This is a genomic window from Cereibacter sp. Soil_C_27 (assembly GCF_057657095.1).
This window is the reverse complement of record NZ_JBDGJD010000001.1, coordinates 648,952-674,576: the sequence shown is the minus strand read 5'-3', so window position 1 is coordinate 674,576 and position 25,625 is coordinate 648,952. Positions and strand designations below refer to the sequence as shown.

28 protein-coding genes are annotated in these 25,625 nt (G+C 68.4%); 8 read left to right on the top strand and 20 right to left on the bottom strand.

The annotated features are described in order from the left end of the window. Window positions 1-19 precede the first annotated feature (19 nt). From nifK to AC3A5Z_RS03335, 11 genes are all read right to left on the bottom strand, one after another. Window positions 20-1,558: a nitrogenase molybdenum-iron protein subunit beta gene (gene nifK, locus AC3A5Z_RS03385; protein ID WP_487517978.1), complete on the bottom strand. Its 1,539-nt coding sequence runs from the start codon at window positions 1,556-1,558 to the stop codon at window positions 20-22. A gap of 96 nt (window positions 1,559-1,654) precedes the next feature. After that, on the bottom strand, window positions 1,655-3,133 hold the full coding sequence (gene nifD, locus AC3A5Z_RS03380) for a nitrogenase molybdenum-iron protein alpha chain (protein WP_487517977.1): 1,479 nt from the start codon (window positions 3,131-3,133) through the stop codon (window positions 1,655-1,657). A gap of 64 nt (window positions 3,134-3,197) precedes the next feature. Next, window positions 3,198-4,073 (bottom strand): nitrogenase iron protein, encoded by an 876-nt coding sequence (gene nifH / locus AC3A5Z_RS03375; RefSeq protein ID WP_136792344.1) that lies wholly within the window; start codon window positions 4,071-4,073, stop codon window positions 3,198-3,200. Window positions 4,074-4,332: 259 nt separating this feature from the next. Further along, window positions 4,333-5,157, bottom strand: coding sequence for an SIR2 family NAD-dependent protein deacylase (locus AC3A5Z_RS03370; protein WP_487517976.1), 825 nt, complete (start codon window positions 5,155-5,157; stop codon window positions 4,333-4,335). Beyond that, a complete protein-coding gene (nifT, locus tag AC3A5Z_RS03365; RefSeq protein WP_136792346.1) occupies window positions 5,154-5,363 on the bottom strand; it encodes a putative nitrogen fixation protein NifT in 210 nt (69 codons plus the stop codon). The genes AC3A5Z_RS03370 and nifT overlap by 4 nt, the downstream gene beginning before the upstream one ends. Beyond that, window positions 5,360-5,638 (bottom strand): nitrogen fixation protein NifZ, encoded by a 279-nt coding sequence (locus AC3A5Z_RS03360; protein ID WP_487517975.1) that lies wholly within the window; start codon window positions 5,636-5,638, stop codon window positions 5,360-5,362. The genes nifT and AC3A5Z_RS03360 overlap by 4 nt, the downstream gene beginning before the upstream one ends. Next, window positions 5,628-6,392, bottom strand: coding sequence for a 4Fe4S-binding leucine-rich repeat protein (locus tag AC3A5Z_RS03355; RefSeq protein WP_487517974.1), 765 nt, complete (start codon window positions 6,390-6,392; stop codon window positions 5,628-5,630). The genes AC3A5Z_RS03360 and AC3A5Z_RS03355 overlap by 11 nt, the downstream gene beginning before the upstream one ends. 3 nt (window positions 6,393-6,395) lie before the next feature. Continuing rightward, a complete protein-coding gene (locus AC3A5Z_RS03350) occupies window positions 6,396-6,590 on the bottom strand; it encodes a 4Fe-4S dicluster domain-containing protein (RefSeq protein WP_107662516.1) in 195 nt (64 codons plus the stop codon). A 60-nt stretch (window positions 6,591-6,650) separates the two neighbouring features. Further along, window positions 6,651-8,126 carry a nitrogenase cofactor biosynthesis protein NifB gene (gene nifB, locus AC3A5Z_RS03345; RefSeq protein ID WP_487517973.1) on the bottom strand — a complete coding sequence of 492 codons (1,476 nt, stop codon included), beginning with the start codon at window positions 8,124-8,126 and terminating at the stop codon, window positions 6,651-6,653. Window positions 8,127-8,256: 130 nt separating this feature from the next. Continuing rightward, a complete protein-coding gene (gene nifA / locus AC3A5Z_RS03340; protein ID WP_487517972.1) occupies window positions 8,257-10,008 on the bottom strand; it encodes a nif-specific transcriptional activator NifA in 1,752 nt (583 codons plus the stop codon). 247 nt (window positions 10,009-10,255) lie between these two features. Further along, window positions 10,256-10,648 carry a rhodanese-like domain-containing protein gene (locus tag AC3A5Z_RS03335; protein ID WP_487517971.1) on the bottom strand — a complete coding sequence of 131 codons (393 nt, stop codon included), beginning with the start codon at window positions 10,646-10,648 and terminating at the stop codon, window positions 10,256-10,258. A gap of 297 nt (window positions 10,649-10,945) precedes the next feature. On the opposite strand from AC3A5Z_RS03335, the gene AC3A5Z_RS03330 reads away from it, so the two are divergent. From AC3A5Z_RS03330 to tmk, 3 genes are read left to right on the top strand one after another with little or no spacing between them, the layout of a single operon-like run. After that, entirely contained in the window at window positions 10,946-11,767 is an 822-nt protein-coding gene (locus AC3A5Z_RS03330) for an SPOR domain-containing protein (RefSeq protein ID WP_487517970.1), read from the top strand. 14 nt (window positions 11,768-11,781) lie between these two features. Continuing rightward, window positions 11,782-12,948: a D-alanyl-D-alanine carboxypeptidase family protein gene (locus AC3A5Z_RS03325; RefSeq protein WP_487517969.1), complete on the top strand. Its 1,167-nt coding sequence runs from the start codon at window positions 11,782-11,784 to the stop codon at window positions 12,946-12,948. After that, entirely contained in the window at window positions 12,948-13,592 is a 645-nt protein-coding gene (gene tmk, locus AC3A5Z_RS03320; RefSeq protein WP_487517968.1) for a dTMP kinase, read from the top strand. Before AC3A5Z_RS03325 ends, tmk begins: the two co-directional genes overlap by 1 nt. A gap of 4 nt (window positions 13,593-13,596) precedes the next feature. Here the strand turns inward: tmk and AC3A5Z_RS03315 are convergent, their stop codons facing one another. Next, window positions 13,597-14,220 (bottom strand): hypothetical protein, encoded by a 624-nt coding sequence (locus AC3A5Z_RS03315; protein WP_487517967.1) that lies wholly within the window; start codon window positions 14,218-14,220, stop codon window positions 13,597-13,599. A 183-nt stretch (window positions 14,221-14,403) separates the two neighbouring features. Between AC3A5Z_RS03315 and AC3A5Z_RS03310 the strand changes: the two genes are divergently transcribed. After that, window positions 14,404-14,745, top strand: coding sequence for a DMT family transporter (locus AC3A5Z_RS03310; RefSeq protein WP_487517966.1), 342 nt, complete (start codon window positions 14,404-14,406; stop codon window positions 14,743-14,745). Window positions 14,746-14,966: 221 nt separating this feature from the next. Here AC3A5Z_RS03310 and ruvB read toward each other — a convergent pair whose 3' ends face one another. Genes ruvB through ruvC form a run of 4 tightly spaced genes read right to left on the bottom strand, consistent with a single transcriptional unit; the run spans window position 14,967 to window position 18,194 of the window. Further along, window positions 14,967-15,992, bottom strand: coding sequence for a Holliday junction branch migration DNA helicase RuvB (gene ruvB, locus AC3A5Z_RS03305; protein ID WP_487517965.1), 1,026 nt, complete (start codon window positions 15,990-15,992; stop codon window positions 14,967-14,969). 54 nt (window positions 15,993-16,046) lie between these two features. Next, the gene (htpX, locus tag AC3A5Z_RS03300) at window positions 16,047-16,958 is read right to left on the bottom strand and encodes a zinc metalloprotease HtpX (protein WP_487517964.1); all 912 of its coding nucleotides are present in this window, start codon (window positions 16,956-16,958) and stop codon (window positions 16,047-16,049) included. Window positions 16,959-17,016: 58 nt separating this feature from the next. Next, on the bottom strand, window positions 17,017-17,691 hold the full coding sequence (gene ruvA, locus AC3A5Z_RS03295; RefSeq protein WP_487517963.1) for a Holliday junction branch migration protein RuvA: 675 nt from the start codon (window positions 17,689-17,691) through the stop codon (window positions 17,017-17,019). Further along, on the bottom strand, window positions 17,688-18,194 hold the full coding sequence (gene ruvC, locus AC3A5Z_RS03290) for a crossover junction endodeoxyribonuclease RuvC (RefSeq protein WP_136793515.1): 507 nt from the start codon (window positions 18,192-18,194) through the stop codon (window positions 17,688-17,690). The genes ruvA and ruvC overlap by 4 nt, the downstream gene beginning before the upstream one ends. 323 nt (window positions 18,195-18,517) lie before the next feature. Here ruvC and AC3A5Z_RS03285 point away from each other — a divergent pair, with 323 nt between their 5' ends. Further along, window positions 18,518-18,724: a DUF1127 domain-containing protein gene (locus tag AC3A5Z_RS03285; protein WP_487517962.1), complete on the top strand. Its 207-nt coding sequence runs from the start codon at window positions 18,518-18,520 to the stop codon at window positions 18,722-18,724. A gap of 82 nt (window positions 18,725-18,806) precedes the next feature. Here AC3A5Z_RS03285 and AC3A5Z_RS03280 read toward each other — a convergent pair whose 3' ends face one another. From AC3A5Z_RS03280 to AC3A5Z_RS03265, 4 genes are all read right to left on the bottom strand, one after another. Continuing rightward, a complete protein-coding gene (locus AC3A5Z_RS03280) occupies window positions 18,807-19,160 on the bottom strand; it encodes a hypothetical protein (protein ID WP_487517961.1) in 354 nt (117 codons plus the stop codon). Between the two features lie 94 nt (window positions 19,161-19,254). Further along, window positions 19,255-20,127 (bottom strand): 50S ribosomal protein L11 methyltransferase, encoded by an 873-nt coding sequence (locus AC3A5Z_RS03275; RefSeq protein WP_487517960.1) that lies wholly within the window; start codon window positions 20,125-20,127, stop codon window positions 19,255-19,257. Window positions 20,128-20,205: 78 nt separating this feature from the next. Beyond that, window positions 20,206-20,868: a peptide-methionine (S)-S-oxide reductase MsrA gene (gene msrA, locus AC3A5Z_RS03270; RefSeq protein ID WP_107662531.1), complete on the bottom strand. Its 663-nt coding sequence runs from the start codon at window positions 20,866-20,868 to the stop codon at window positions 20,206-20,208. Window positions 20,869-20,979: 111 nt separating this feature from the next. Then, window positions 20,980-23,187 carry a primosomal protein N' gene (locus AC3A5Z_RS03265; RefSeq protein ID WP_487517959.1) on the bottom strand — a complete coding sequence of 736 codons (2,208 nt, stop codon included), beginning with the start codon at window positions 23,185-23,187 and terminating at the stop codon, window positions 20,980-20,982. Between the two features lie 77 nt (window positions 23,188-23,264). Between AC3A5Z_RS03265 and fsa the strand changes: the two genes are divergently transcribed. The 3 genes from fsa to AC3A5Z_RS03250 are packed head-to-tail and all read left to right on the top strand — an operon-like array spanning window position 23,265 to window position 25,563. Further along, the gene (gene fsa / locus AC3A5Z_RS03260) at window positions 23,265-23,921 is read left to right on the top strand and encodes a fructose-6-phosphate aldolase (RefSeq protein ID WP_487517958.1); all 657 of its coding nucleotides are present in this window, start codon (window positions 23,265-23,267) and stop codon (window positions 23,919-23,921) included. A 32-nt stretch (window positions 23,922-23,953) separates the two neighbouring features. Further along, window positions 23,954-24,646 (top strand): DUF484 family protein, encoded by a 693-nt coding sequence (locus AC3A5Z_RS03255; protein ID WP_487517957.1) that lies wholly within the window; start codon window positions 23,954-23,956, stop codon window positions 24,644-24,646. Then, window positions 24,643-25,563 (top strand): tyrosine recombinase XerC, encoded by a 921-nt coding sequence (locus tag AC3A5Z_RS03250; RefSeq protein WP_487518623.1) that lies wholly within the window; start codon window positions 24,643-24,645, stop codon window positions 25,561-25,563. The genes AC3A5Z_RS03255 and AC3A5Z_RS03250 overlap by 4 nt, the downstream gene beginning before the upstream one ends. The last annotated feature ends 62 nt before the right edge of the window (window positions 25,564-25,625 follow it).

The window sequence follows — 25,625 nt, the reverse complement described above, 5'->3', positions numbered from 1 at the left end:
GAGGGGGCCGCCGAGGATCTCAGCGCGTCAGGTCGAACGAGATATCCGTCTCGCCCGCCGTGCCGGTATCGGCGTCGAGCTTGTCGAAGATCTTGTCCAGAAGCTTCACCAGCACGGTCAGCGCCCCCTGATAGCCGAAGGTCGGGAAGCGGTGGTGGTGGTGGCGGTCGAAGATCGGGAAGGTCAGCCGGATCAAGGGCGTGCCGGTGTCGCGCTCCAGATACTTGCCGTAGGAATTGCCGATCAGCAGATCCACCGGCTCCGTCACCATGATCGAGCGCAGGTGCCACAGGTCCTTGCCCGCCCAGACCTGACAGCCCTTGCCGAAGGGCGAAGAGGCCAGCAGCGCCTGCATCTTCTCCTCCCAATCCTTGGTGCCGTTGGTCGCCAGGCAATGCCGCGGCTCGCCCCCGGTCTCCATCACGAAGCGCGCCATCGAATAGACGAAGTCCGGATCGCCATAGATCGCATAGGTCTTGCCGTGCAGATGCGACTGGCTGTCGGCCATCGCATCGACCAGCCGTCCCCGCTCCAGCCGCAGGCTTTCCGGAATGTCCTTCCCGGTCAGTTCCGCGATCTTCATCAGGAACTCGTCCGTCCCCTGTACCCCCATCGGGTAGTGGAAGGCCGCCGTCTCCTGCCCCTGTTCGGCGCAATAGGCGAGCGTCTTGCGGGTGCAGAACTCCTGCAGCGACACGGTGGCCTTGGCGTTCAGCGCGGTCTTCACCTCGTCCAGCGTGGTGCCGCCCGCATACATCCGGTATTCGCCATCCGACGGCGTGTCATAGACCTCCGAGACATCCGACAGCACCGTGGCCTCGACCCCCATCAGCCCCAGCATCCGCTTCAGCTCGCGGATATTGGCCACGGCATAGCCGTCGAAGCCCGGGATGATGTTGAGGCTCTCCCCCGCCTCGCGGGTCGCCTCCTTCCAGAAGCTCGACAGGATGCCCTTCTGCATGTTGTCATAGCCATCGACATGGCTGCCGACGAAGGCCGGGGTATGGGCGAAGGGCACCGGGTAATCCGCCGGAACGCTCTCCTTCTCGCGCGCCTTGATGATGAAGGAATTCAGGTCGTCGCCGATGACTTCCGCCATGCAGGTGGTCGAGATGGCGATCATCTTCGGGCTGTAGAGCGCATGGGTATTGGCCAGCCCCTCGATCAGGTTGTTCAGCCCGCCGAACACCGCCGAATCCTCGGTCATCGACGAGGACACCGCCGAAGCCGGCTCCTTGAAATGCCGCGCCAGATGCGAGCGGTAATAGGCGACGCAGCCCTGCGAGCCATGCACGAAGCTCATCGTCTCCTCATACCCGGCGGCCGCAAACACCGCGCCCAGCGGCTGGCAGGCCTTGGCCGGGTTGATGGTGATGCAGGCCCGGGCGAGGTTCTTCTCGCGGTAGTCCCAGCTGCGCGTCCAGTCGTCGGTCTCGGCGACCTTTTCCGGCGGATGGCCGGCCTCATAGGTGGCGCGCTTGTTGTCCAGCATCGCCTTGTATTCGGGTTGGTGGAACAGATCGGTGTGGTCGAGAACCTTGTCTGCCGATTGGGGCATCGTCACATTCCTTCTGCTGGCCGTCCGCTTTCCGGGACGCGCCGCAAGGTGGAGGGGAGGAAGGCGGGGGAGCGGGAGCGGCGCTCCCCCGGAGGATCAGGCCGATTTCTTCCAGGGAGCGTCGAACAGGCCCCAGACCGGATTGTTGATCGCCAGATCCATGTCGCGCGCGAAGATCGCGTAGCCGTCATAGCCGTGATAGGGGCCCGAATAGTCCCACGAGTGCATCTGGCGGAACGGGATGCCCATCTTCTGCACCGAATACTTCTCCTTGATGCCCGACCCGACCAGATCCGGCCGGATGCGCTCGATGAACTTCTCCAGCTCGTAGCCCGAGACGTCATCGTAGATCAGCGTGCCTTCCTTGATGTAATGGCCGGTGCGCTTGTAATCGTCGGCATGGGCGAATTCGTAGCCCGTCCCGGCGATCACCATGCCCAGATCGTGATAGGCATCGACGACGTGGCGCGGACGCAGGCCGCCGACGTAGAGCATCACCGTCTTGCCCTCGAGCCGCGGGCGATACTTGGCGTTCACCGCATCGACCAGCGGCTGATACTTGGCGATCACCGCCTCGGCCTTGGCCTGGATCGTCTCGTCGAAGCGCGCGGCGATGGCCCGCAGCGACAGCGCGATCTGGCTCGGCCCGAAGAAGTTGTATTCCATCCACTGGACGCCATACTTCTCTTCCATGTGGCGGCAGATGTAGCTCATCGAGCGGTAGCAGTGGATCAGGTTCAGCTTGGCCGTCGGCGCCGCCTCGATCTCGGCCAGGGTCGCATCGCCCGACCAGTTGCCGATCACGTTCAGCCCGATCTCTTCCAGCAGGATGCGCGACGACCAGGCGTCGCCGCCGATGTTGTAGTCGCCGATGACGTTCACGTCATAGGGGCCGGCCTCGCGCCGCGTCTCGGCCTGCATCGCCGGGTCGATCACCCAGTCGCGCAGCGTGTCGTTGGCGATGTGGTGGCCCAGCGATTGCGACACGCCGCGGAACCCCTCGCAGCGCACCGGCACGATGGTCTTGCCAATATCCTTCTTCTTCTTGCGCGATACCGCCTCGATGTCGTCGCCGATCAGCCCGATCGGGCATTCCGACTGGATCGAGATGCCGTTGTTCAGCGGGAACAGCGTGTTCAGCTCGTCGATCGCCTTCTCCAGCTTCTTGTCGCCGCCGAAGACGATGTCGTTCTCCTGGAAGTCGGTCGTCACCTGCATCGTCACGAAACTGTCCACCCCGGTCGTGCCGGTGTAGTAGTTGCGCCGCTGCGACCAGCTGTAATGCCCGCAGCCCACCGGGCCGTGGCTGATGTGCAGCATGTCCTTCACCGGCCCCCAGACCACGCCTTTCGACCCGGCATAGGAACAGCCGCGGATCGTCATCACGCCGGGCACCGACTTGATGTTCGATTTCACGGTGTCGCATTTCGACAGGATGCCCGGCTCTTCCGCGACCGGCTGGGCCACGCCAAGATGCTTGGCGCGCTTCTTCCTCGCCTTCTCGGGATAGGCGGCGAGAACCTCTTCGATCAGCTGTTCATGCTGCTCGACGGTGGAGTTGATGTCTTTGGCCAAGGGAAAGCTCCTTTCGGCGGGAGAGGGGCGGACCGGCGCGGGGCCGGTCCGGGGGGAAGGCGGCTCAGGCCTGGCTGGCGGCGATGGCGGCCAGACGGTCTTCCTCGGATTGCATGATGCCGAATTCCATCAGCATCTCCTCCAGCTCGTCCATCGAGATCGGCGTCGGGATCACGCCCTTGCCCGAGTTGTCGTGGATCTTGCGGGCCAGCTCGCGGTATTCCGCGGCCTGCTGGCTGTCCGGCGCATACTGGATCACCGTCTGGCGACGCAGCTCGGCATGCTGCACGATATTGTCGCGCGGCACGAAATGGATCAGCTTGCAGCCGAGCTTGGCGGCCATCGCCTCGGCCAGCTCCAGCTCCTTGTCGGTCTGGCGCTCGTTGCAGATCAGGCCGCCCAGACGCACGCCGCCGGAGTTGGCGTATTTCAGGATGCCCTTGGCGATGTTGTTGGCGGCATAGAGCGCCATCATCTCGCCCGACATGACGATGTAGATTTCCTGCGCCTTGTTCTCGCGGATCGGCATGGCGAAGCCGCCGCAGACCACGTCGCCCAGCACGTCGTAGGACACGTAGTCCACGTCGTCGTAGGCGCCGTTCTCCTCGAGGAAGTTGATCGCGGTGATCACGCCGCGCCCCGCGCAGCCGACCCCCGGCTCCGGCCCGCCGGCCTCGGTGCACTTGATGTCGCCGTAGCCGATCTTCAGCACGTCCTCGAGCTCGAGATCCTCGACCGACCCCTTCTCGGCCGCCAGATGCAGCACGGTGTCCTGCATCTTGGTGTTGAGGATCAGCCGGGTGGAGTCGGCCTTAGGGTCGCAGCCGACGATCAGGATCTTCTGACCCAGCTCGACCAGCGCGGCCAGCGTGTTCTGCGAGGTGGTGGACTTGCCGATACCGCCCTTGCCGTAGAAAGCGATCTGCCGGAGTTTGCTCATGCTCAGTTCCTTTTGCAACGGTGTCTCTGTTGGAAGCGGCGTCGTCGCCGGTCTCGTCCACAGGGAAAGCAGGGAGCATGCCAAGTGCCACCTCGCGTGGTTTTCCATTGCTTTCCCGGCGGTTAGCCAGTCACCCGCCCCACCTGCCGCGCCCATCGGTCATGTGCGAAAGCCGACAATGGCGCGACACTCGCCCCCGGAAATGCCGAAGGGGCAAGGCGCCGCCGCACCCTGCCCCCTTCCCGCCGTCACCAACGCCTCAGACGCCGGAGACCTCCGCCCCCAGCGCCTCCACCACCGCCGCCAGCGGCAGGTCGATCCGCTCGATCCCCAGCTCCTCAAGGAACAGCCGCTCCATCCGCGTCAGCTCCCCCGCGATCACCGCCACATGCCCGCCGCCCGACCGCTTGGCGATCTGGCGCGCATAGGTCCGCAGCATCTGGTCGTCGAAGCGGCAGCCGAGGAACAGGAACCCCCGCCCCGCGCGGCGGTTCTGCACCTCCTCCGGGATCGGGGTCTGGATGTCGATCTCGGTCAGCACCTCGACATAATCCGAATCCGAGATCAGGAAGGAATGCCCCGGCAGCGCCACGCCATGCGGCTTGTAGACCAGCATAGGCCAGCCCGGATCGGTCTCGCCCACCAGCGTGCCCGCGGCGTCATAGGCCCGGTGCCAGATCTCCGCCCATTCGCCGTTGCGGCTCACTCCCTGCACCAGACCCCAAGCCCCGCCAGCCGCCCGGCAGGCCTCCAGCAGCCCCGCGTCATACCAGGCATCCACCACCAGCGGCGGCCTGACCCGGGCAATCCAGTCATGCACCGGGTTCGGCTTCGTGGGCTCGGCGAAGGCCTGCCTTATGATCACCTCCAACGTCGCGCGGAACCTGCGGCTCTCGACGAACTGCGCCGCCGACCACAGGTTGCCCTGCGCCCGCTTCGGCACCCGCACCGAGGCCTCGATCTCGGTGCAGAGCGCCTCGGGCGAGGCGATGGCCCCGCCGAGCCCCGCCACCTCCGGCCCGAGATAGGGCAGCAGCCGCCCCTCCCGCACCGCGCCCAGCGCCTGCTCCAGCGCCGCGCTCATGCCTCCGGCCGCTTGCGCGCCTCCACCGTCACCGGCATCTGCGGCGCCACCTCATAGGCGGGCAGCTCCAGCACCCAGCCATTGGCCAGCCGCGCCCAGCCGCCCCAGACCGTGGCATGTTCGGTCGCCACGATCGGCTCCTCAAGATCCTTCTTCGGCACATAGGCCAGAAGCCCCTTCGGGCCCGCGCTGATCGTCACTTTCATGATGTTCCCTCCGGCATGGGCAGGCCAACCAGTTCCCGCGCGCGCATCCCCACGATGGCGCGCCGGTCGATGAAATCGACCGCGTAGATGTAATATTCCTGCAGGTAGGTGCCGATATCGCGGACATAGCCGATGTCGCCCTTGCGCACGACGATCTCGCCGATCTCGACGCCCCACATCGTGCCGTCGTTCTTCACCGTGAAGCGCGACTGCACCTTGTCGCCGGGGCTGAACACCGGCTCTCCCCATGTCTCGGGCCCCTCGTCATCGCGCATCCTCGTCCCTTTCCAGTTCGGCCAGCCGCGCCTCTGCCGTCTCGCGCACCAGAGGCTCGGCATCTTCGGTCATCACCCGCGCCAGATCGGCCGGGGCGCGCTCGGCCACCACATGCCGCACCCTGATGTCGGGATCATGGGCAAAGACCCCCAGCCGCTCCGCCGCGATCCGCTCGGCGGCGACGCGGCGCACCAGAGGGTCGGGGTCGCCCGCGAAATGCACCAGCCACCCCGCATCGATCCGCGCCGCCACCAGACAGCGCACCTCGGGGTCGGGGTCATGCGCCATCACCGGCAGCACGCCGGTCTCGATCCGCCGCGCCGCCACCAGCCGCACATAGGGGTCGGGGTCGCGCAGCAGGGGATGCAGATCGGCGGGCGGCAGGCGATGCGCCACCGCCACCCGCACCGCGCGGTCGGGGTCGTGGATCCGTCGCCGCGCCTGTATCGCCGGCAGCCGCAGGATCGCCACCGCCCGCACCGCCGGGTCGGGATCGTCGAGCAGCGGCGGCAGGCGGAACAGCGTCGCCACCCGCGCCGCCTGCGCCCGCGCCTCGAAATAGGGCAGGGTCAGGCAGTCGTCGGCCAGTTCCGGGTTGAGCAGGAAGAACCGCTCCACCCGCCGCGAATAGCGGTCCTGCACGCAGGCCCAGCCCGGCCCGCACAGGCCTTGGGCGATCCGCTCGCGATGCGGGCAGGCGCCGCAGTCGATGGCGGCACCCTGCCAGTCGACCGGCTCCGGGCCTTCCGGCATGGCTCAGGCCGGCACGCAGGTCTTGGGTACCGGGCAGACCTCGGCGCATTGCGGCGCATCCGCCTGCCCCGCGCATTCGGTGCATTTCACCGGGTCGATCACATAGGTGTCGTTCTTGAACTTGATCGCGCCATTCGGGCATTCGAACTCGCAGGCGCCGCAGACGGTGCATTGCGAGACTTTGATCTTGTAGGCCATGGGTCGTTTCCTTGTCTTCAGGGCAGAGATCGGGCGCAGCTCGCGCCGGGGGCAGAAAGCTCAGGCGCTCAGCGCGCCGGTGTCGGAAGGGGCGTTGCGCAACCGGAACAGCGCCGAGATCGCGGGTTCGAGATAGTCCTGCGCATAGGCGTCGATCACCTCGATCCCGGCGGCAGCCATCTTCGCCCGCGGCGCCTCGCCGATGCGGGCGCAGAGCACCACCGGCACGCCGTCGAGCGTGCGGATCACCTCGGCCAGCGTGTCGTCGTCGCCATGCCCGCCCACGCAATAATTGTCGGCCCGCCGATGCGTGACGAAGCGCACCCCGTTGCGGTCCACCTCATAGACCTGGAACTCGGTCGCATGGCCGAAATGCTGGTTGATCCGCCCGCCGCCCTTGGTGCAGACCGCGACCAGCAGCGGCGGCGCCTCCACCACCTCGGCGGCGACCTGCGCCGCAGCCGTCGCCGCGCGCCGGTCCTCGCGCTCGCGCGCCACCCAGTCGCGGTAGGCCGCGCGTTTCTCGGGATCGTCGCTCACCACCTCCGGCAGCTTGTCCAGCGTGAACTCCTGCCCGCGGTCCTCGCCCAGAAGCCCCACCGCATCGGCGCGGCACTGGCGGCAATGCTTCATCAGGTTCGCCCCGCCGGAACAGGCCTCCTGCACCGCGCGCAGCTCCGCCGCCGAGGGCCCGCGCTGCCCGGTCAGCCCGAACTGCGTGCCATGCGCCGGGTCCGAGATCAGCGGCATGATGTTGTGCAGGAAGGCCCCCTTGGCCTTCACCACCCGGTTCAGCTCGATCAGACCGGCATCGTTGATCCCCGGGATCATCACCGAATTCACCTTTACCAGCACACCCCGCGCCACCAGCATATCGAGGCTCTGCATCTGCCGCGCGAGCAGGATCGTCGCACCCTCCACTCCGGTATGCCGCCTGCCACGGTGGAAGACCCAAGGGTAGATCCGCGCCCCCACCTCGGCGTCCAGCGTGTTGATCGTCAGCGTGACGTGGTCGACATTCATCGCCACGATCTCGTCGACATGGTCCGGCAAGGCGAGCCCGTTTGACGAGAGGCACAGCTTGATGTCGGGAAGTCGCCGCGACACCAGATCGAAGGTCGCCTTGGTCTTGCGCCAGTCATAGGCCGCATCCCCCGGCCCGGCGATGCCCAGGACCGACAGCTGCGGCACCTCCGCCGCCACCGCGATCACCTTGCGCGCCGCCTGCTCCGGCGTCAGCCGCTCCGACACCACACCCGGACGGCTCTCGTTGGCGCAGTCATACTTGCGGTTGCAGTAGTTGCACTGGATGTTGCAGGCCGGCGCCACCGCCACATGCATCCGCGCGAAATAGTGGTGCGCCTCCTCCGAGTAGCAGGGATGGTCCTTCACCTTGGCCCAGGTCTCGGGGGCCATGTCGGTCGGCCCCTCCGCCGATCCGCAGGAACTGGAGGCGCAGCTGCCGCCCGCCAGCGCCTTGCCCAGATCTTCGCGGCTGGCGACCTGAAGCCCGCCCAGAGAGATGATGTTCGCCATGCCCGATCCCCGCTAACCCTGTCGGCAGGGGAGAAGCACGAAGCGTGCCAAGGTCCATCCGCAAGCGTTGACAAGGGCTTCGCCGGCGCGTGGCGCCGCCCTGTCGCAAACCCGACAGGGGGCTGTCGGGTCAGAACTTCTCGACGGTGATGCCGTGCTTCTTCAGCGCATAGCCGATCTGGCGCGGCGTCATCCCGCGCAGCCGGGCGGCCTTGGCCTGCACCCAGCCCGCCCGCTCCATCGCGTCGATCAGCGCCTCGCGCTCCGCCGCATCCCCGTCACCCACCGCACGCGCAGGCTCGGGCACCGCGCGCGCAGGCTCGGGCGCGGGGTCGGGCCGCCGCGGCAGCACCGGCAAGTCCAGCGGCCCCGCCGCCAGCCCGCCGATGGGCGAGCGGTCGCCGTTCTGCAGCCGCCACAGATCCGCCGACAGGCAGTGGTCGTGATAGCAGGCCAGATCGTCGGCCACGATCAACGTATCCGGCGACAGCGCCGCCACCCGGCTGATGCAATTCTCCAGCTCGCGCACGTTGCCGGGAAAGTTGCACCCCGCCAGCGTCTTCAGCGCCGAGGCATCGAGCCGCTTGTGCATCCCGTTGCGCTGGTTGAACCGTTCCAGGAGCCCCTGCGCCAGCAGTGCGATGTCGTCGCGCCGCTCGCGCAGCGGCGGCAGCACGATCGGCACCACGCAGATGCGGAAATAGAGATCGGCGCGGAAGCTGCCATTGGCCACCGCCTGCTCCAGATCCTTGTTGGTCGCCGTCACCAGCCGCACATCGACCTTCAGCGTCTTCGACCCGCCGACCCGCTCGAACTCGCCCTCCTGCAGGATGCGCAGCAGCTTGGCCTGAAACTCCGGGCTGATCTCGCCGATCTCGTCGAGAAACAGCGTCCCGCCATCGGCCAGCTCGAACCGCCCCTTCTTCTGCGCCATCGCCCCGGTGAACGACCCCTTCTCATGGCCGAACAGCTCCGATTCCAGCAGCGACTGGCTCAGCGCCGCGCAGTTCACCTTGATGAAGGGCCGGTCCTTGCGGTCGCTCAGCGCATGCAGCGCCCGGGCGAACAGCTCCTTGCCGGTACCGCTCTCGCCGCGCAGCAGGACCGGGGTCTGCGTCGGCGCCACCTTGCGGATCTGGTTGGTCACCCGCTGGATCGCCGGGCTCGACCCGATGATCCCCTCCAGCGCCGGGGCGGGCGCCGGCTCGGGCACAGCCGTCGCCTCCGCCGCCACCCGGATCGCCTCGCGCGCCTCCTGCACGATGCGGTCGCGGTCGCGCGCCACCAGCCGGCGGAAGCGGATCGACTGTTCGAGGATCGAGGCCACCATGTTCAAGACCCGCAGATCGGTGTCGAGATGCCGGGCCCCGCCGCCGTCGAGATCGCGGTAAAGGCACAGCACCCCCAGCACGAAGGGCGAATGCGCCTGATCGCGGATCGGCACGGCGACGGCCGCCAGCCGCTCGGTGCCCGCCATCGGCGGCAGCGCCTCGCGACCGAACTCCTCGGCCAGATCGCGCGACACCAGCGCCACCCCGTTGCGGAACACATGCCGCGCCACCGCCTGCGGGATCGCCCGGCAGGCCGAGGGCTGGGTCGGCGCCCCGGTCGCCGTCGCCGCGATCACATAGGGGTTCACCGGATGCCCCGCCCGCGGCGCCCCGCCATCCTGCAGCAGGGCCAGAGCCCCCAGCCGCAGCCCCATGAACGAGGCCAGCACCCCGAACACGGAGGGCATCGCCGCGATCGGGTCGCTGACGCCGGTCAGAAGCTTGGCGACCTCGCAGAGCGCGTCGAGCGTCAGATACTCGTCGGCGCGGGGGGTCGGGTGCGGGGCGGAGTCGGTGCCGATGCGGGATGCGTCCACTTGGGTGCCCTCCATCTTCTTCCTGATGATCGCTGCTGTCGGGTGGTCTTGTCCACCGTTACGCAAAGCGCGCCGCCGCCGCGCCCGGCTTTTTCGCCGCACCCGGGCCGGTTGTGGCGCAAAGCGATCCAGACACCGGCCGCAGTCGCGCTGCGCGGTCAGAAATCATGCGGTTCTGCCATTGAATTGTGCAGCCTGCTGACGGGCCGCGCGCCCCCGTCCGGGGCGTCGCCCGGCGCCTGTCGCGGCGCCGGGCGCAGTGTCACATCCCCGGGTCGGTCACCACCTCGACAGTGCCGCCGCCCTCGGCCCAGTCCTTCAGCCCACCGAGGTTGTAGACCTTCTCGAATCCCATATCCTTCAGCAGCTTGCCCGCCAGCGCGGCCCGCCCGCCCGAGGCGCAGTGCAGCACGATGGCGCGATCCTTCTGCAGCACCGGGTCGTGATAGGGCGACTCGGGATCGGCGCGGAACTCGAGCATCCCGCGCGGGATGTGGTGCGAGCCCTCGGCCCGCCCGCTCTTTTCCAGCTCCGGCGCGTCGCGGATGTCGAGCAGCAGCCCCCCCTCCGCCAGCAGCGCCTGCGCCCGCTCCGTGTCGACCCGCTCGACCGCCGCATTGGCCTCGTCGAGCATCTGCTTCACCGTCAGTCCCATCGTCCGCTCCTTCGCGCTGTCGCGGCCTCGGCCGCCCCGCCCGAGCCTAGTGCCGCCCCGCCTCCGCTGGCAAGCGCCGCTCCCGCCCGGCGCGGCAAAGCCCGTCCGCTCACGCAGCCTTTACCGGATCGCGGCGGCAGCACGGCGCCTGCCGCCAAAACCGGGCAAGCCGCACTCTTTCCACCTGCAGCCATCGCGCCTATGATGCGCGCCAGCGCAATCCGGCGCGGCGGGCATCAGTCCTTCGGGGCGCAGGGACAAGCGCGGCACAGAATCCGCGCACGATTGGGGGCGAGCATGGAAAGAGCGGCGATCAGGCAGCTGATCCTGGCGGCGGCAGCGGGCATTGTGCTGGCAGGCTGCGAAGACGGCATGAAGAACCCCTTCGCCAAATCCGGCAGCGACGAGGCCGAGCCCGGCGGCGTGGCACAGGCCACCTCCGTCCGGCTCGTCGACCGCGACGTCGAGGCCCCCGAGGTTTTCCAGGTCACCGAGAACGCCCTCTGGGACGGCCGCCCCTCGCTCGGCGGCGTCTGGGTCGCCTCGCCCGACGCGAAAGACCCCGAGCGGGTGATCCTGCGCAACCCCGCCAACGGCAAGTTCGTCATCGGCGCCCTGTTCCGCCGCGAACGCGACAACCCCGGCCCGCGCCTGCAGATCTCCTCCGACGCCGCGGCGGCCCTCGGCCTGCTCGCCGGCCAGCCCGCCAAGCTCAACGTCACCGCCCTGCGCCGCGAAGAGGGCCCCACCGCCCCCGACGCCAGCAACCCCATCCTCGACGCCGCCGAAACGGTGGAAACCACGCCTCTCCCCGCCGCAGCCGCCATCGACCGCGCCGAGGCCAAACCTGCCCCGACCCTCCCCCCCGCCGCCCCCGCACCGACCACCCCGGCAGCCAGCGGCGGGCTGATCCAGATCGGCATCTTTAGCGTCGAGGCCAACGCCAAGCGCGCCGCCGACACGCTCTCCAAGGGCGGGGTGCAAGCCACCGTCCGCCCCGAAAAGACCCAAGGCAAGGACATCTGGAGCGTGACCGCCGGTCCCGCCACCGACCGCGCCACCCTCCTCGCCAAGGTCAAGGGCCTCGGCTTCTCCGACGCCTATTTCCTCTCCCGCTGAAGGACGCACCGGCCATGCTCAAACGCCTCCGCCTCGCCCTCGCGCTCGCCCTGATGGCAGCCCTGCCCGCCCACGCCTTCGAAACCCGCGCCACCGCCGCCTGGGTCTATGACGTGACCACCCACACCGTGCTCCTCGACAAGAACGGCGACACCCCGCTGCCCCCGGCTTCCATGTCCAAGCTGATGACGCTGAACATGCTCTTCGAGGCGCTGCGCGACGGCCGCGTCACCATGGACACCACCTTCGCCGTCTCGACCAAGGCGCGCGAGATGGGCGGCTCCAAGATGTTCGTCGAGGAACGCGACCGCCCCACCGTCGAAGACCTGATTCATGGCATCATCATCAACTCCGGCAACGACGCCTGCGTGGTGGTGGCCGAAGGCCTCGGCGGCACCGAGGCCGATTTCGCCCGCCAGATGACCGCCCGGGCCAAGGCGCTGGGGATGAACGACAGCACCTTCGCCAATTCCTCCGGCTGGCCAGACCCCGACCACAAGATGAGCGTGCACGATCTCGGCGTGCTCGCCACCCGGCTGATCGAGGAATTCCCCGAGTTCTACCCCTATTTCGCGATGACCGACTTCAACTACAAGGATCGCGTCCCTTCCAACGCCAGCAACCGCAACCCGCTGCTGCGCCTCGGCCCCGGCGGCGACTGGACGGCCGACGGGCTCAAGACCGGCCACACCCAGGAGGCGGGCTACGGCCTCGTCGGCTCCGCCGTGCAGAAGGACGGCCGCCGCATCGTCTTCGTGCTGACCGGACTCTCCTCCGAGGCCGAGCGGGCGCAGGAAGGCGAGCAGGTCACCAACTGGGCCTTCCGCCAGTTCGTGCAGAAGACCATGGTCAAGGCCGGCCAGCGCGTCACCGAGGCCGATGTCTGGATGGGCAATGCCGCCAAGGTCGGCCTCGTGCCGCAGAAGGACGTGAGCCTGCTCGTTCCCGCCCTGACGCAGGACGGCATCACCGCCGAGGTCTCCTACACCGGGCCGATCACCGCGCCGATTGTCACCGGCCAGCCGATCGGCGAACTGGTGATCCGCGTCCCCGACATGCCCGAGCACCGCGTGCCGCTGGTGGCCGAGGGCGATGTCGCCAATGGCGGCTTCCGCGCCCGGCTGACCACCGCCGCGCAGGTGCTCATCGCCCGCTTCCAGCAAGAAGCACCCACCACCTGATGCGGCTCCAGCCGGCGCTGATCGCGGTCGAGGGCATCGACGGCTCCGGCAAGAGCGGCGTGGTGCGCCACCTTGCCGCCCATCTGCGCGGCCTCGGCGCCGATGTGCTGGCCACCCGCGAACCCGGCGGCACCCCCGAAGGCGAGAGCCTGCGCGCCCTCGTCCTCGCCGGCAAGGACGAGACCTGGGAGCCGGCCTCGGAACTCCTGCTGATGACCGCCGCCCGGGTGCAGCATGTGCGCCGGGTGATCGAACCGGCGCTGGCCCGGGGGCAGATCGTGGTGACCGACCGCTTCGTCGGCTCCACCCTCGCCTATCAGGGCAAGGGCCGCGGCCTCTCCACCGGCTTCATCCTCGATCTGCACCGGCAGGCGGTGGGTGATCTCTGGCCCGATCTCACGCTGATCCTCGATCTCGATGTCGCCACCGGCCTCGGCCGCAGCCGCCACCGGCTCAGCACCGATGCCATCGACGAGGGCCGCTTCGAGGGGCTAGATCTGGCCTTCCACGAAAGCATCCGCAGCGCCTTCCGCGATCAGGCCCTGGAGGCGCCGGAGCGTCACGCGCTGATCGACGCCTCCGGCACCCCGGAAGAGGTGCAGGCCGCCGCCCTCGCCGCGGTGCTCGACCGGCTCTCGGCCTAGCCCCCTAGATCTCCGGCCCGATCCGCGCCGCCAGCCGATAGGCGTGGCTCGGCTGATCCGCCATCGCCGGCAGCACCGGGTCGTAGCCCGCCCGGATCACCGCGCCGATCTCCGGCCGCAGCACCAGCGTCTCCCCGGCCATGGCCAGCGGCGAGGCCTCGGTGAAGGCCCGGTCCGACCAGAGCAGCATGATCTGCGCCGCCTGTGACAGCGCCAGCGCCTCGGCAGGCACCGCCTCCAGATGCGCATCCATCCGGATGAAGACGAAGGCGGCACGGATCGCCCCCGCCGCATCGAAGCGGAAGACACGGTATTGGTTCGCCTCCGCCGCCTCGAGCCGGGCGCAGAGCGGGCCAAGCCCCTCCACCAGCCGGTCGAGATTCGGCACCTCCGGCAGTTCGGCCCAGTCGCGGAAGAAGAAGACCATCAGGTTGGCGCCAAGCTCAGGATCGGTCTCGGCCATCCGGTGCCCGGCCAGCGTCGCCACCGCCTCCACCGCGCCCTTGACCAGCGCCAGCGTGGCCTCGTCGACGCCGAAGACCACCGGCACGATGGGCCGCCCCCAGCGCGCGAAAAGATACTGCCCGTCGGAGCGGGTGAAGAGCGTCTCGATTGCGGATGGCGTCATCAAGGCCCCTCCCTGCCGGTCCGCGACAGGCTTAGCCGATCTCGCCGGGGCCCTCAACCGACGCCCCCCTCTCACCTCGGCCAAATATCCCCGCCGGAGGCTCTGCGGCCTGCCCCGCAGCGCGCGATTGACCTTTTCCGCGCCAGACGGAAAGGATGGCGCAGCCCTTTGCAGGATCCGCCCATGCCGCTCGCCGTCGCCTATGCCTATCTCCTCGTCGCCATCGTCGCCGAAGTCGTCGCCACCACGGCGCTGGCCCGCTCGGAAAGCTTCACCCGGCTCGTGCCGAGCCTCGTCACGGTGTTCGGCTATGCGCTGGCCTTCTACTGCCTGTCCTTCCCGCTCAGGGTGATGCCGACCGGGGTGATCTATGCGATCTGGTCCGGCCTCGGCATCGTCTTCATCACCGGCATCGCATGGCTCTGGTATGGCGAGAAGCTGGATACGGCGGCGCTGGTCGGGCTCGGCTTCATCGTCACCGGCGTGGTGATCGTCAACCTGTTCTCGAAATCCCTCAGCCACTGACCCCCGGCCCTCTCGCGCGCAAGAGTTTTCAAAAAACTCTTGCCAAAATCCTTCCAAGGATTTTGGTGCCCCGCCCCCGACCGAGCGCTCCAAGAGTTTTCAGAAAACTCTTGGCAAAATCCTTCAAAGGATTTTGCGTCGCCCAAGTCTTGACAACAGATGAAGATTCTTCGCAAAATCATTCTAAATCAACGACTTGACCCGCCTTTCACGCGTGAAACTCAGCCGAAAAGATCCGCCTGCCCCGGCCCTTTCGGCGGCTCCAGCCCCAGATGCCGCCAGGCCTTCGCCGCCAGCATCCGCCCCCGCGGCGTCCGCTGGATCAACCCCTGCTGCAGCAGGTAAGGCTCGATCACCTCCTCCACCGCATCCCGGCTTTCCGACAGCGCGGCGGAAATCGTCTCGATCCCCACCGGCCCGCCGCCGTAATTTTCGGCCAGCAAGATCAGATACCGCCGGTCCGCCCCATCAAGCCCCAGATGATCCACCCCCAGCCGCGTCAGCGCCCGGTCCGCGATCCCTTGCGTCAACCGCCCGTTGCCCTCGACCAGCGCGAAATCCACCACCCGGCGCAAGAGCCGCCCCGCGATCCGCGGCGTCCCCCGCGCCCGCCGCGCGATCTCCCGCGTCCCCTCCGGGTCGCTGGAGATCCCCATCATCCGCGACCCGCGCGTCACGATCAGGTCGAGCTCATCCTCGGTATAGAACTGCAGCCGCGTCGGGATACCGAACCGGTCCCGCAGCGGCGTGGTCAGGAGCCCCAGCCGCGTCGTCGCCCCGACCAGCGTGAAGGGCTGCAGGTCGATCCGCACCGTCCGCGCCGCCGGCCCCTCGCCGATCACCAGATCCAGCGCGAAATCCTCCAGCGCCGGATAGAGCACCTCCTCCACCACCGGCGACAGGCGGTGGATCTCGTCGATGAACAGCACGTCGCGCGGCTCGAGATTGGTCAGGATCGCCGCCAGATCCCCCGCCTTGGCCAGAACCGGCCCCGAGGTCATGCGGAAGCCCACCCCCAGCTCGCGCGCCATGATCTGCGCCAGCGTGGTCTTTCCCAACCCCGGCGGGCCGTGGAACAGGGTGTGGTCCATCGCCTCGCCGCGCATCTTGGCGCTTTCGATGAAGACCCGCAGGTTGGCCCGCGCCTCGGCCTGACCGACGAACTCCTCCAGCGTCTGCGGGCGCAGCGCGCGGTCCATGTCTTCGGGCAGCCGCTCGGGCCGGAGGGTGGGGTCGCTGTCGTTCATGTCACCGCGCTCGTTTGGGGAACAATCCCCGAACGCGCGCCGGTATGCAAGGGCTCAGCTCCACGGGCCCCGCTTGGCCGCGCCGGGCGTTACCCGCGGCACCGAGCTGCGCGCCGGGGCCTGGGCCGGCGTGCCCGCCACCATCGCCTGCAGTGCGGCGATGCGGTTGGCGGTGTTGGGGTGGGTGGCGAACAGCCGGTCGTGCCGGTGGGCGTGCAGCGGGTTGATGATGAACATATGCGCGGTGGCCGGATTGCGCTCGGCGGCGTTGTTGTCGATCCGCTGGGCAAAGCCTTCGATCTTGGCCAGCGCCGCGGCGAGCCAGAGCGGCTGGCCGCAGATCTCGGCGCCGATCCGGTCGGCCTCGTATTCGCGCGAGCGCGAGATCGCCATCTGCACCAGACCCGCCGCCAGCGGCGCGAGGATCATCAAGGCCAGCGTGCCGATCATGCCGCCCGGACGGTCGCGGTTGCCGCCGAAGAACAGCGCGAAATTGGCCAGCATCGAGATCGCGCCGGCGAAGGTCGCCGTCACGGTCATCAGAAGCGTGTCGCGGTGCTTGATATGCGCCAGCTCATGCGCGATCACCCCGGCCAGCTCCTCGCGGCTGAGGGTGCGCATCAGGCCGCGCGTCACCGCCACGGCGGAGTTTTCCGGGTTGCGGCCGGTGGCGAAGGCGTTGGGCTGGTCGGTTTCCATCACATAGACCTTGGGCATCGGCAGGTCGCCACGCTCGGCCAGATCGCGCACCATCGCCACCAGATCGGGGGCGGAACGGGCGTCGACCTCGCGGGCGCCATGCATGCGCAGCACCGCCTTGTCGGAGTTCCACCAGGCGAAGACGTTCATCAGAGCCGCCACGGCGAAGGCGATCAGCGCGCCGTTGGTGCCGCCGAGCAGCATCCCCATGCCGAGGAACAGCGCCGTCATGGCGGCCATCAGGATCGCGGTGCGCATGTAGCCCATTGGCGAAGTCTCCTTCATCTCCGGATGGATATGGGAGCGCGGCTGCCGGGCGGCAAGATCAGTTGCGCGGGGCGAGCAGCTTCAGGGCGAGGCGGATCAGGGTCGCGGTATCGGCCTCCGGCGCGTCCTGCGCGGCCTGGGCCACGGCCTGCGCCGCATCGCCCGGCTGATAGCCGAGATTGGTCAGCGCCGAGAGCGCATCGGCGGTGAAGGCGGCCCGGCTCGGCGGTTTGGCGGCGGGCTTCGCGGCGCGGGGCGCGGGCGTCGGCGCGGCTTCGATCACCTCGTCGGTTTCCGCCGCGGTGCCCAAGTGCACGCCCATCGCCATGACCGAGGGCGCCTTGGCCTTCAGCTCCAGCACGACGCGCTGCGCGATCTTTGGGCCGATGCCGGGCGCCGCCTGGATCGAGCGGGCATCGCCGAGACCGATGGCACGCGACACGCCCTCGGCCCCCAGCGTGCCGAGGATCGCCATCGCGGCCTTGGCCCCCACCCCCTGCACCGTCATCAAGAGCCGGTGCCACTCCTTCTCCAGCAGCGTCGGGAAGCCGAAGAGCTGCAGCAGATCCTCGCGCACCAGAAGCTCGGTATAGAGCGCCACGGCCTCGCCCGGGCCGGGCAGGCTGGCCAGCGTGCGGTCGGAGACATGGACGATGTAGCCCACGCCGCGCACGTCAATCAGCACGTGGTCCATGGCCTTGTAATCGAGCCGTCCGGCAATCTTGCCGATCATCGCGCCGCCCTCGCCAGAGCCGCCTCGAGCCGACCGGAGGACTGGACGTGATGCGCGTGGCAGATGGCGATGGCCAGCGCGTCGGCGGCGTCGGGCCCGTTGATCTGGACGCCCGGCAGATGGATGCGCACCATGTGATCGATCTGCGCCTTGGCGGCATGGCCGACCCCGACCACGGTCTTCTTCACCGCGTTCGGCGCATATTCTCCGACCTTGATCCCGGCCTGTGCCGGAACCAGCAGGGCGATGCCGCGCGCCTGACCGAGTTTCAGCGTCGCTACGGCGTCCTTGTTGACGAAGGTGTTCTCGACCGCGGCGGCATCGGGCGCGAATCGGCGCAGCACCTCGGTGAGGTCGCGGTGTAGCGACAGCAGCCGTTCGGCGAGGTCGCCGGGCTCGGAATGGCAGATGCCGTTCGCGACATGTGTCAATCTTGCACCACTGACATCGATCACGCCCCAGCCCATGTTCCGCAAACCAGGGTCGATCCCCAAGACACGCATGCCGCCCCCTGCTTCCAGTTGCCGCAACTGCTAGCACGAAGCAAGAACATCCGCCAGCCGGAACTGCCGTTCTGCCCACAGCGGAGGCATCGGACAGCGGTCCCGAGGCGAAATGCGACGCGCCATCCGGGAAAAGCGACGGTTGCACCCCACTTGCCAGAAAGCCCCGTAAAACATGAAAAAATCATGAAGAAGAGCCATGCACTTTCTGCATTGCTGCGTTGCTTTGTGCCGCATTGTGTTGTGCAGGGCGCCGGATTATTTGCCGTGTCAGACGCAGGATCGCTTTGATCTTGTGCAGTTTGAAAACAAGGATAACCGCCATGGCCGCCTTCGAGACGACCCGCCCGGCGCCCTTCGGCGCCATCTCCACCTTCCACGCCGTTCAGTCGGTCAGCAACGTCTTTGCCGCGATTTCGGCTTGGAACGATGCTCGCGTGACCCGCAACGCCCTGGCCAAACTGTCGGACCGCGAACTGGACGATATCGGCCTCTGCCGCGGCGACATCGACGAGATCGGCTCGCGCTGATCCGGACGCATCGGCGCATCCCTCCGCGCCTCATGCTCAAGGCCGCGCCCCTTTGGGACGCGGCCTTTTCGTTTGCCTTGCGTCAGATGTCGACCGGGATCAGCACGCGGAGCTGCTCCGACAGGAGCCGCGTCACAGGATCGGCTTGCATCAGGTAGCCGCCCAGCCGCTCCACCCCCTCGCCCTGCATCAGCAGTGCCACGCGCTTGTCGTAATCCATCGCCCCGACCCGGCTGTGGATCGCGGCCTTCAGACCGATGCCGCAGGTCAGCACGATCAGCAGCGGCTTGATCAGCGAGGTGCGGCGCCTGACCGGAGGGCGGGAATGCGATCGGCCCAGGGTCCCCTCGGCTTCGAAGCCGAGGCCGCGCGCGTGATCCTGCTGGATGCGGGCGACGCGGAGATAGAACTCCGCCAGATTGGGGTCGGATGACATTTACACACTCCAGAACCTCGGCCCCCGCCACCGGCAGGGATAGGTCAGGAGATGGGCACAATTATGGCATCCGGAAGACGGGTGGGAGAATTGGTCAATTCTTCCTAAGGGTTAGCGCCGACCACTCGCCGATATCCTCACGGTTGTAGAGCGTGAAGCCGGCGGCGTCATAGGCCTCGAGGATCGACTCCGCCTGCACGACCAGAAGGCCCGAGAGGATGGCGATGCCGCCGGGGGCGATATGGGCGGCCATGTCGGGGGCAAGCTCGACCAGCGGCCCCTTGAGGATATTGGCGAAAACCAGATCGAAGGGCGCGGCGTCGGCCAGACGCGGATGGTCGAAGCCTGCGGCCTCCAGGCACTCGACCCGGCCTTCCAGCTGGTTGATCGCCACATTGGCCAGTGCCACGTCCACCGCCACCTCGTCGATGTCGGAGGCGATCACCAGCGCCTCGGGCAGCACCGAGGCCGCCGCCATCGCCAGAACGGCAGTGCCGCAGCCGATGTCGGCGACCTTGGCCGGGGTGAAGCCCTCGTCGGTCAGCCGGTCGAAGGCGCGCAGGCAGCCGAGCGTGGTGCCGTGGTGGCCGGTGCCGAAGGCCACGGTCGCCTCGATCTGCAGCGCGATGCGGCCTTCCGGGACCTTGTCGGCGTCATGGCTGCCGAAGACGAAGAAGCGCCCGGCCTCGACCGGCGACAGTTCGCGGCGGACCTTGGCGACCCAGTCGATTTCGGGCAGTTCGGAGAGGGCGAAGGGCTTGGCGCCGAAGGCCATCGCCAGCATGTCGAGGAGCGCCGACTGCGGCTCTTCCAGATAATAGGCCCCGACCTCCCAGAGACCCGAGCCGTCCTCGATCTCGAAGACGCCGACGCCGATCGGCTCCGGCTCCATCTTCTCCATCGCTTCGGCGAGGGCCAGAGCGGGATCTTCGCCGGGAAGGGTGGTGAGCGCGGAATAGGTGGGCATGGCAGATCCTGACGTTTTCAGGGGCCGAAGCCCGCCGGGGATGGGGCCGGATAGCCCCGCCCCCGGCGAAGGTCAAGCTCAGCGCGCGGCGATGCCGGTGCCGATCGGGCAGGTCACGCCGGTGCCGCCGATGCCGCAATAGCCGCCGGGATTCTTCGCCAGATACTGCTGGTGATAGTCCTCGGCGAAGTAGAATTCCGGCGCGGGCAGGATCTCGGTAGTGATCTTGCCGCGACCCGAGGCGCTGAGCGCGCCCTGATAGGCGGCGAGGCTGGCCTTGGCAGCCGCCATCTGCGCGTCGTTGAAGGTGTAGATGCCCGAGCGATACTGCGTGCCGCGGTCGTTGCCCTGCGCCATGCCCTGCGTCGGGTCATGGTTTTCCCAGAACAGCTTCAGGAGCCCCTCGTAGGACAGCACCGAGGGATCGTAGATCACCCGAACCACCTCGTTATGGCCGGTGAGGCCGGTGCAGACCTCCTGATAGGTCGGGTTCGGCGTGTAGCCCGCGGCATAGCCGACCATGGTCAGCCAGACGCCCTTCGGCGCCTGCCAGAACTTGCGTTCTACGCCCCAGAAACAGCCCATGCCGAAGACGGCCTGTTCCATGCCCTCGGGCACCGGCGATTTCAGCGGCAGGCCCGAGAGGAAATGCGTCTCGGCGGTGGGGAGCGGCGTGGCGCGGCCCGGCAGGGCGTCGGCGGGCGAGACCATCTCGGTTTTCTTGCGGGTCAGCGAAAACATGGGGGAGCCTCCGGTTGGGATTGTCGGAATATAGGATGTGGCGTTGCCTCTCACCAGTCACTCCGCGCGCCAGAGATGAACACAGTCTCGTGCCCGGCGGGCGCGAGGCCCTCAGAGGAAGCTCTGCGGGTCGATGTCGACGGCCAGCCGCAGGTTGCTCGGCGGCTTCAGCTGCGCCAGCCATTCCGCCAGCGCCGCCTGCAGGGGCGCGCCCTTGTCGGCCTTCACCAGAAGCCGCACCCGGTGCCGCCCCCTGACCCGCGCGATCGGCGCGGGCGCGGGCCCGAAGACCTGCGCGCCGATCCGGCGCAGCGGGCCGTCGCGGCGGGCGAGCTCGCCGCCGAAGTCGAAGACCTGCGCCACGTCGGGCGACGACAGGATGATCCCCGCCATCCGCCCGTAGGGCGGCACCCCCGCCGCGCGGCGCTCGGCAGCCTCGGCGCGCCAGAAGGCCTCCTCGTCGCCGCCGAGGATGGCGCGGATCACCGGATGCTCTGGCTGGTAGCTCTGCAACAGGGCCACGCCGCGCTTCTCGGCACGCCCGGCCCGGCCCGCCACCTGCCGCATCAGCTGGAAGGTCCGCTCCGCCGCGCGCAGGTCGGAGCCCTGCAGCCCAAGATCGGCGTCGATCACCCCCACCAGCGTCAGGAGCGGGAAGTTGTGGCCCTTGGCGACGATCTGCGTGCCGATGATGATGTCGGCCCCGCCCGCCGCGATCAGGCCGATCTGCTCCTTCAGCGCGCGGGCCGAGCCGAAGAGGTCGGAGGACAGCACCGCCACCCGCGCCTCGGGGAAGCGTTCGGCCACCTCCTCGGCCATGCGCTCCACCCCCGGGCCGACCGGGGCCATCTTGCCCTCGACCTTGCAGGAGGGGCAGGCCACGGGCATCGGCTTCGTCGCGCCGCATTGGTGGCAGACGAGACGCTTGAGAAAGCGGTGCTCCACCATCCGCGCGTCGCAGTCGTCGCAGCCGATCTGGTGACCGCAGGCCCTGCAGATCGTCACCGGCGCATAGCCGCGCCGGTTGAGGAACAGCAGAGACTGCTCGCCCCGCGCCACCCGCGCCTCGACCGAGCGGGCCAGCGTGCCCGAGATCCAGCGGTTCGAGGGCAGCTGCTCGGCGCGCATGTCGATGGCATGCATCTCGGGCATCTCGGCCACGCCGAAGCGCGCGCCGAGGTCGAGCCGCGTGTATTTGCCGGCATCGGCATTGGCCCAGCTTTCCAGCGAGGGCGTTGCCGAGGCCAGCACCACCTGACAGCCGCAGATCGAGGCGCGCAGCACCGCCATGTCGCGGGCATTGTAGAAGACGACCTCCTCCTGCTTGTAGGAGGTGTCGTGCTCCTCATCGACGACGATCAGGCCCAGATCGCGGAACGGCAGGAACAGCGCGGAGCGCGCGCCGACCACGAATTGTGCACCGCCCTCGCCCACCATGCGCCACAGCCTGCGCCGTTCGGTGGAGGTGACGCCGGAATGCCATTCTGCGGGGCGGGCGCCGAAGCGGGCCTCGACGCGGGTGAGGAATTCCGAGGTCAGCGCGATCTCTGGCAGGAGCACCAGCGCCTGCCGCCCCTGCCGCAGACATTCGGCCACCGCCTCGAGATAGACCTCGGTCTTGCCCGAGCCGGTGACGCCTTTCAGGAGCGTCGTGCCATAGCCGCCCATCGCCACCGCCGCGACCAAGGCATCGCCCGCGGCGATCTGGTCGCCGGCCAGTCGGGCGCCCTGCATTTCGGGGTCGAGCGGCGGATAGGGCAGATCGCGCGGGGCGTCCTCTTCGAGAACGGCGCCGGATTTCACCAGCCCCTTGACCACCGAGGTCGTCACCCCGGCCTCGGCCGACAGCTCGGCCAGCGTCACCGCCGCCCCGCCATAGGCGCGCAGCGTATCGAGCACGCGCAGGCGGGCGTCGGTGGCGCGGGAGGGTTCGGCATCACCGAGACGGTAGACGCGGCGGGTCGAGGGCGGCTCGCCCAGACCCGGGGCGCGCGTTGACAGCCGCAACATCGAGGCGAGCGGCGTCAGCGTGTATTCCGACGCGCGGGCGAGGAAGGCGCGCATCTCGTCGCGCATCGGCAGCGCCTCGAGCACCCGCGTCACCGGGCGGACCTTGGCCAGATCGTAGCCGCCCTCGCCCGGCCCCCAGACCACACCCAAGACCCGGCGCGGGCCCAGCGGCACCTCGACATAATCGCCCAGCCCGCAGCCCCCTTCCGGCGCGCGGTAGTCCAGCACGCGGCCCAGAGGCTCGGTGGTCAGGATGCCCACCAGATCGCCCTCTGCAAACTGTGCCGTCACGGCGCTCCCTTTCCCCATCGGTTCCGTTGCGCTATCTACACCCCTGACCGCCGGGGCAACACCCCCGCACCCCAGAACCTCGAGGAACGCGCATCATGAAATTCTTTGTCGACACCGCCGATGTCGCAGCAATCGCCGAACTGCACGAGCTTGGCATGGTGGACGGGGTGACGACGAACCCCTCGCTGATCCTGAAGTCGGGGCGCAACATCCTCGAGGTGACCAAGGAGATCTGCGAGCTGGTGCCGGGCCCGGTCTCTGCCGAGGTGGTGGCGCTGAAGGCCGAGGACATGATCGCCGAGGGCCGCAAGCTGGTCGAGATCGCGCCGAACATCGTGGTGAAGGTGCCGCTGACCTGGGACGGGCTGCGCGCCTGCAAGGTCCTGTCGGAAGCCGGGCACATGGTGAACGTGACGCTCTGCTTCTCGGTCAATCAGGCGCTGATCGCCGCCAAGGCCGGGGCCACCTTCATCTCGCCCTTCGTCGGCCGGCTCGATGACATCAACATCGACGGGATGGAGCTGATCGCCGACATCCGGCAGGTCTATGACAACTACGACTTCCAGACCCAGATCCTCGCCGCCTCGATCCGCTCGGCCAATCATGTCGCCGAATGCGCCCGCATCGGCGCCGACGTGATGACCGCGCCGCCCTCGGTCATCAAGGCGCTGGCCGGCCATGTGCTGACCGACAAGGGGCTCGACCAGTTCACCAAGGACTGGGCGAAGACCGGGCAGACGATCCTTTCCTGAGCAACGGGGGGCGGCATCAGGTGGGGGACGGCATGATCGAACAGGATGTGCGCGACCGCATTCTCGCGGAGCCCGAGGTGATCCTCGAAGACCGCGACCTGATGAAGGCGCTCATCGCCGCCAACGAACGGGCGATGGGCAACAACATCGTCGATCTGCGCGGCATCGCGATGGAGCGGCTGGAAGGCCAGCTCGACCGACTGGAGGACACGCATCGCTCGGTGATCGCTGCGGCCTACGAGAATCTCGCGGGCACCAATCAGGTGCATCGGGCGATCCTGCAGATGCTCGACCCGCTGACCTTCGAGGATTTCCTCGTCAGCCTCGCGGGCGACGTGGCGCAGACGCTGCGGCTCGACTGCGTGCGGCTGGTGCTGGAATCGGTTCAGAGCGCCGAAGATCCCTCACTGCGCAAGCTGGGCAAGGTGCTCTATGTGGCCGAGCCCGGCTTCATCGACAGCTATCTGGCGGGCGGCAAGGCGCTGGCGCCGCGCCCGGTGACGCTGCGCGCAACCGATGCGGCCTCGGCCACGATCTATGGCGAGGCGGCGGGCAGCATCCGGTCGGAGGCGCTGATGCGGCTCGACTTCGGCAAGGGGCGGCTGCCGGGCATGCTGGTGATGGGATCGGACGATCCGCATCACTTCAAGCCGACGCAGGGCACCGATCTTCTGGCCTTCTTCGCCTCGGTTTTCGAGCGCACCATGCGCCGTTGGCTGTCGTGAGCCTCGCCATCTCTCCGGCCGCCCGCGCGGCGCTGGAGGCATGGCTCGGGCATCTGCGGGTGCTGGACGGGGCTGCGGAGAACACGCTGAAGGCCTACAACGCCGACGTCGCGGCTTATCTCGCCTTCATGGCCGGGCATCGCGGCGGCACCGAGGGGCTGGCCGGGCTCGCCACCCTTCCCCACGCCGATCTGCGCGCCTGGATGGCGCATGAGCGCGGGCGGGGCGTGAGCGCGCGGTCGCTGGCGCGCGCGCTCTCGGCGGTGAAGGGCTTCACCGCCTGGCTTGCCGAACGCGAGGGTCTGGATGCGACGGCGGTGCTGTCGGCCCGCAGCCCCAAGTTCCGCCGCAAGCTGCCGCGCCCTCTGGCCGAGGGCGATGCGCGAGCAATGATCGCCACCGTCGCGGATCAGTCGCTGGAGGACTGGATCGCCGCGCGGGATCAGGCGGTGGTGACGCTGCTCTATGGCTGCGGGCTGCGGATCTCGGAGGCGCTGGGGCTGCCCGGCACGGTGCATCCGCTGCCCGAGGTGCTGCGCATCACCGGCAAGGGCGACAAGCAGCGCCTGGTGCCGGTCCTGCCCGCCGCCCGCGCGGCCGTGGCGCGTTATGCGGCGCTCTGCCCCTTCGATCTGGGCTCGGGCGTGCTGTTTCGTGGCGCACGGGGCGGGCCGCTGAACCCGCGCCAGATCGCCCTGGTGATGGAGAAGGCGCGCAACGCGCTCGGCCTGCCCGCGACGGCGACGCCGCATGCGATGCGCCATTCCTTCGCCACGCATCTCCTGAACGCGGGCGGCGATCTGCGGGCGATCCAGGAGCTGCTCGGCCATGCCTCGCTTTCGACGACCCAAGCCTATACGGCGGTGGATTCCGCACGGCTGATGGAGGTCTATGCCCGGGCGCATCCGCGGGCGTGACGCCTAGAGTTTTATTGATTTTAAACGGCTTTTTTGAGCCACGTTAATTTCACGTTAAGGCT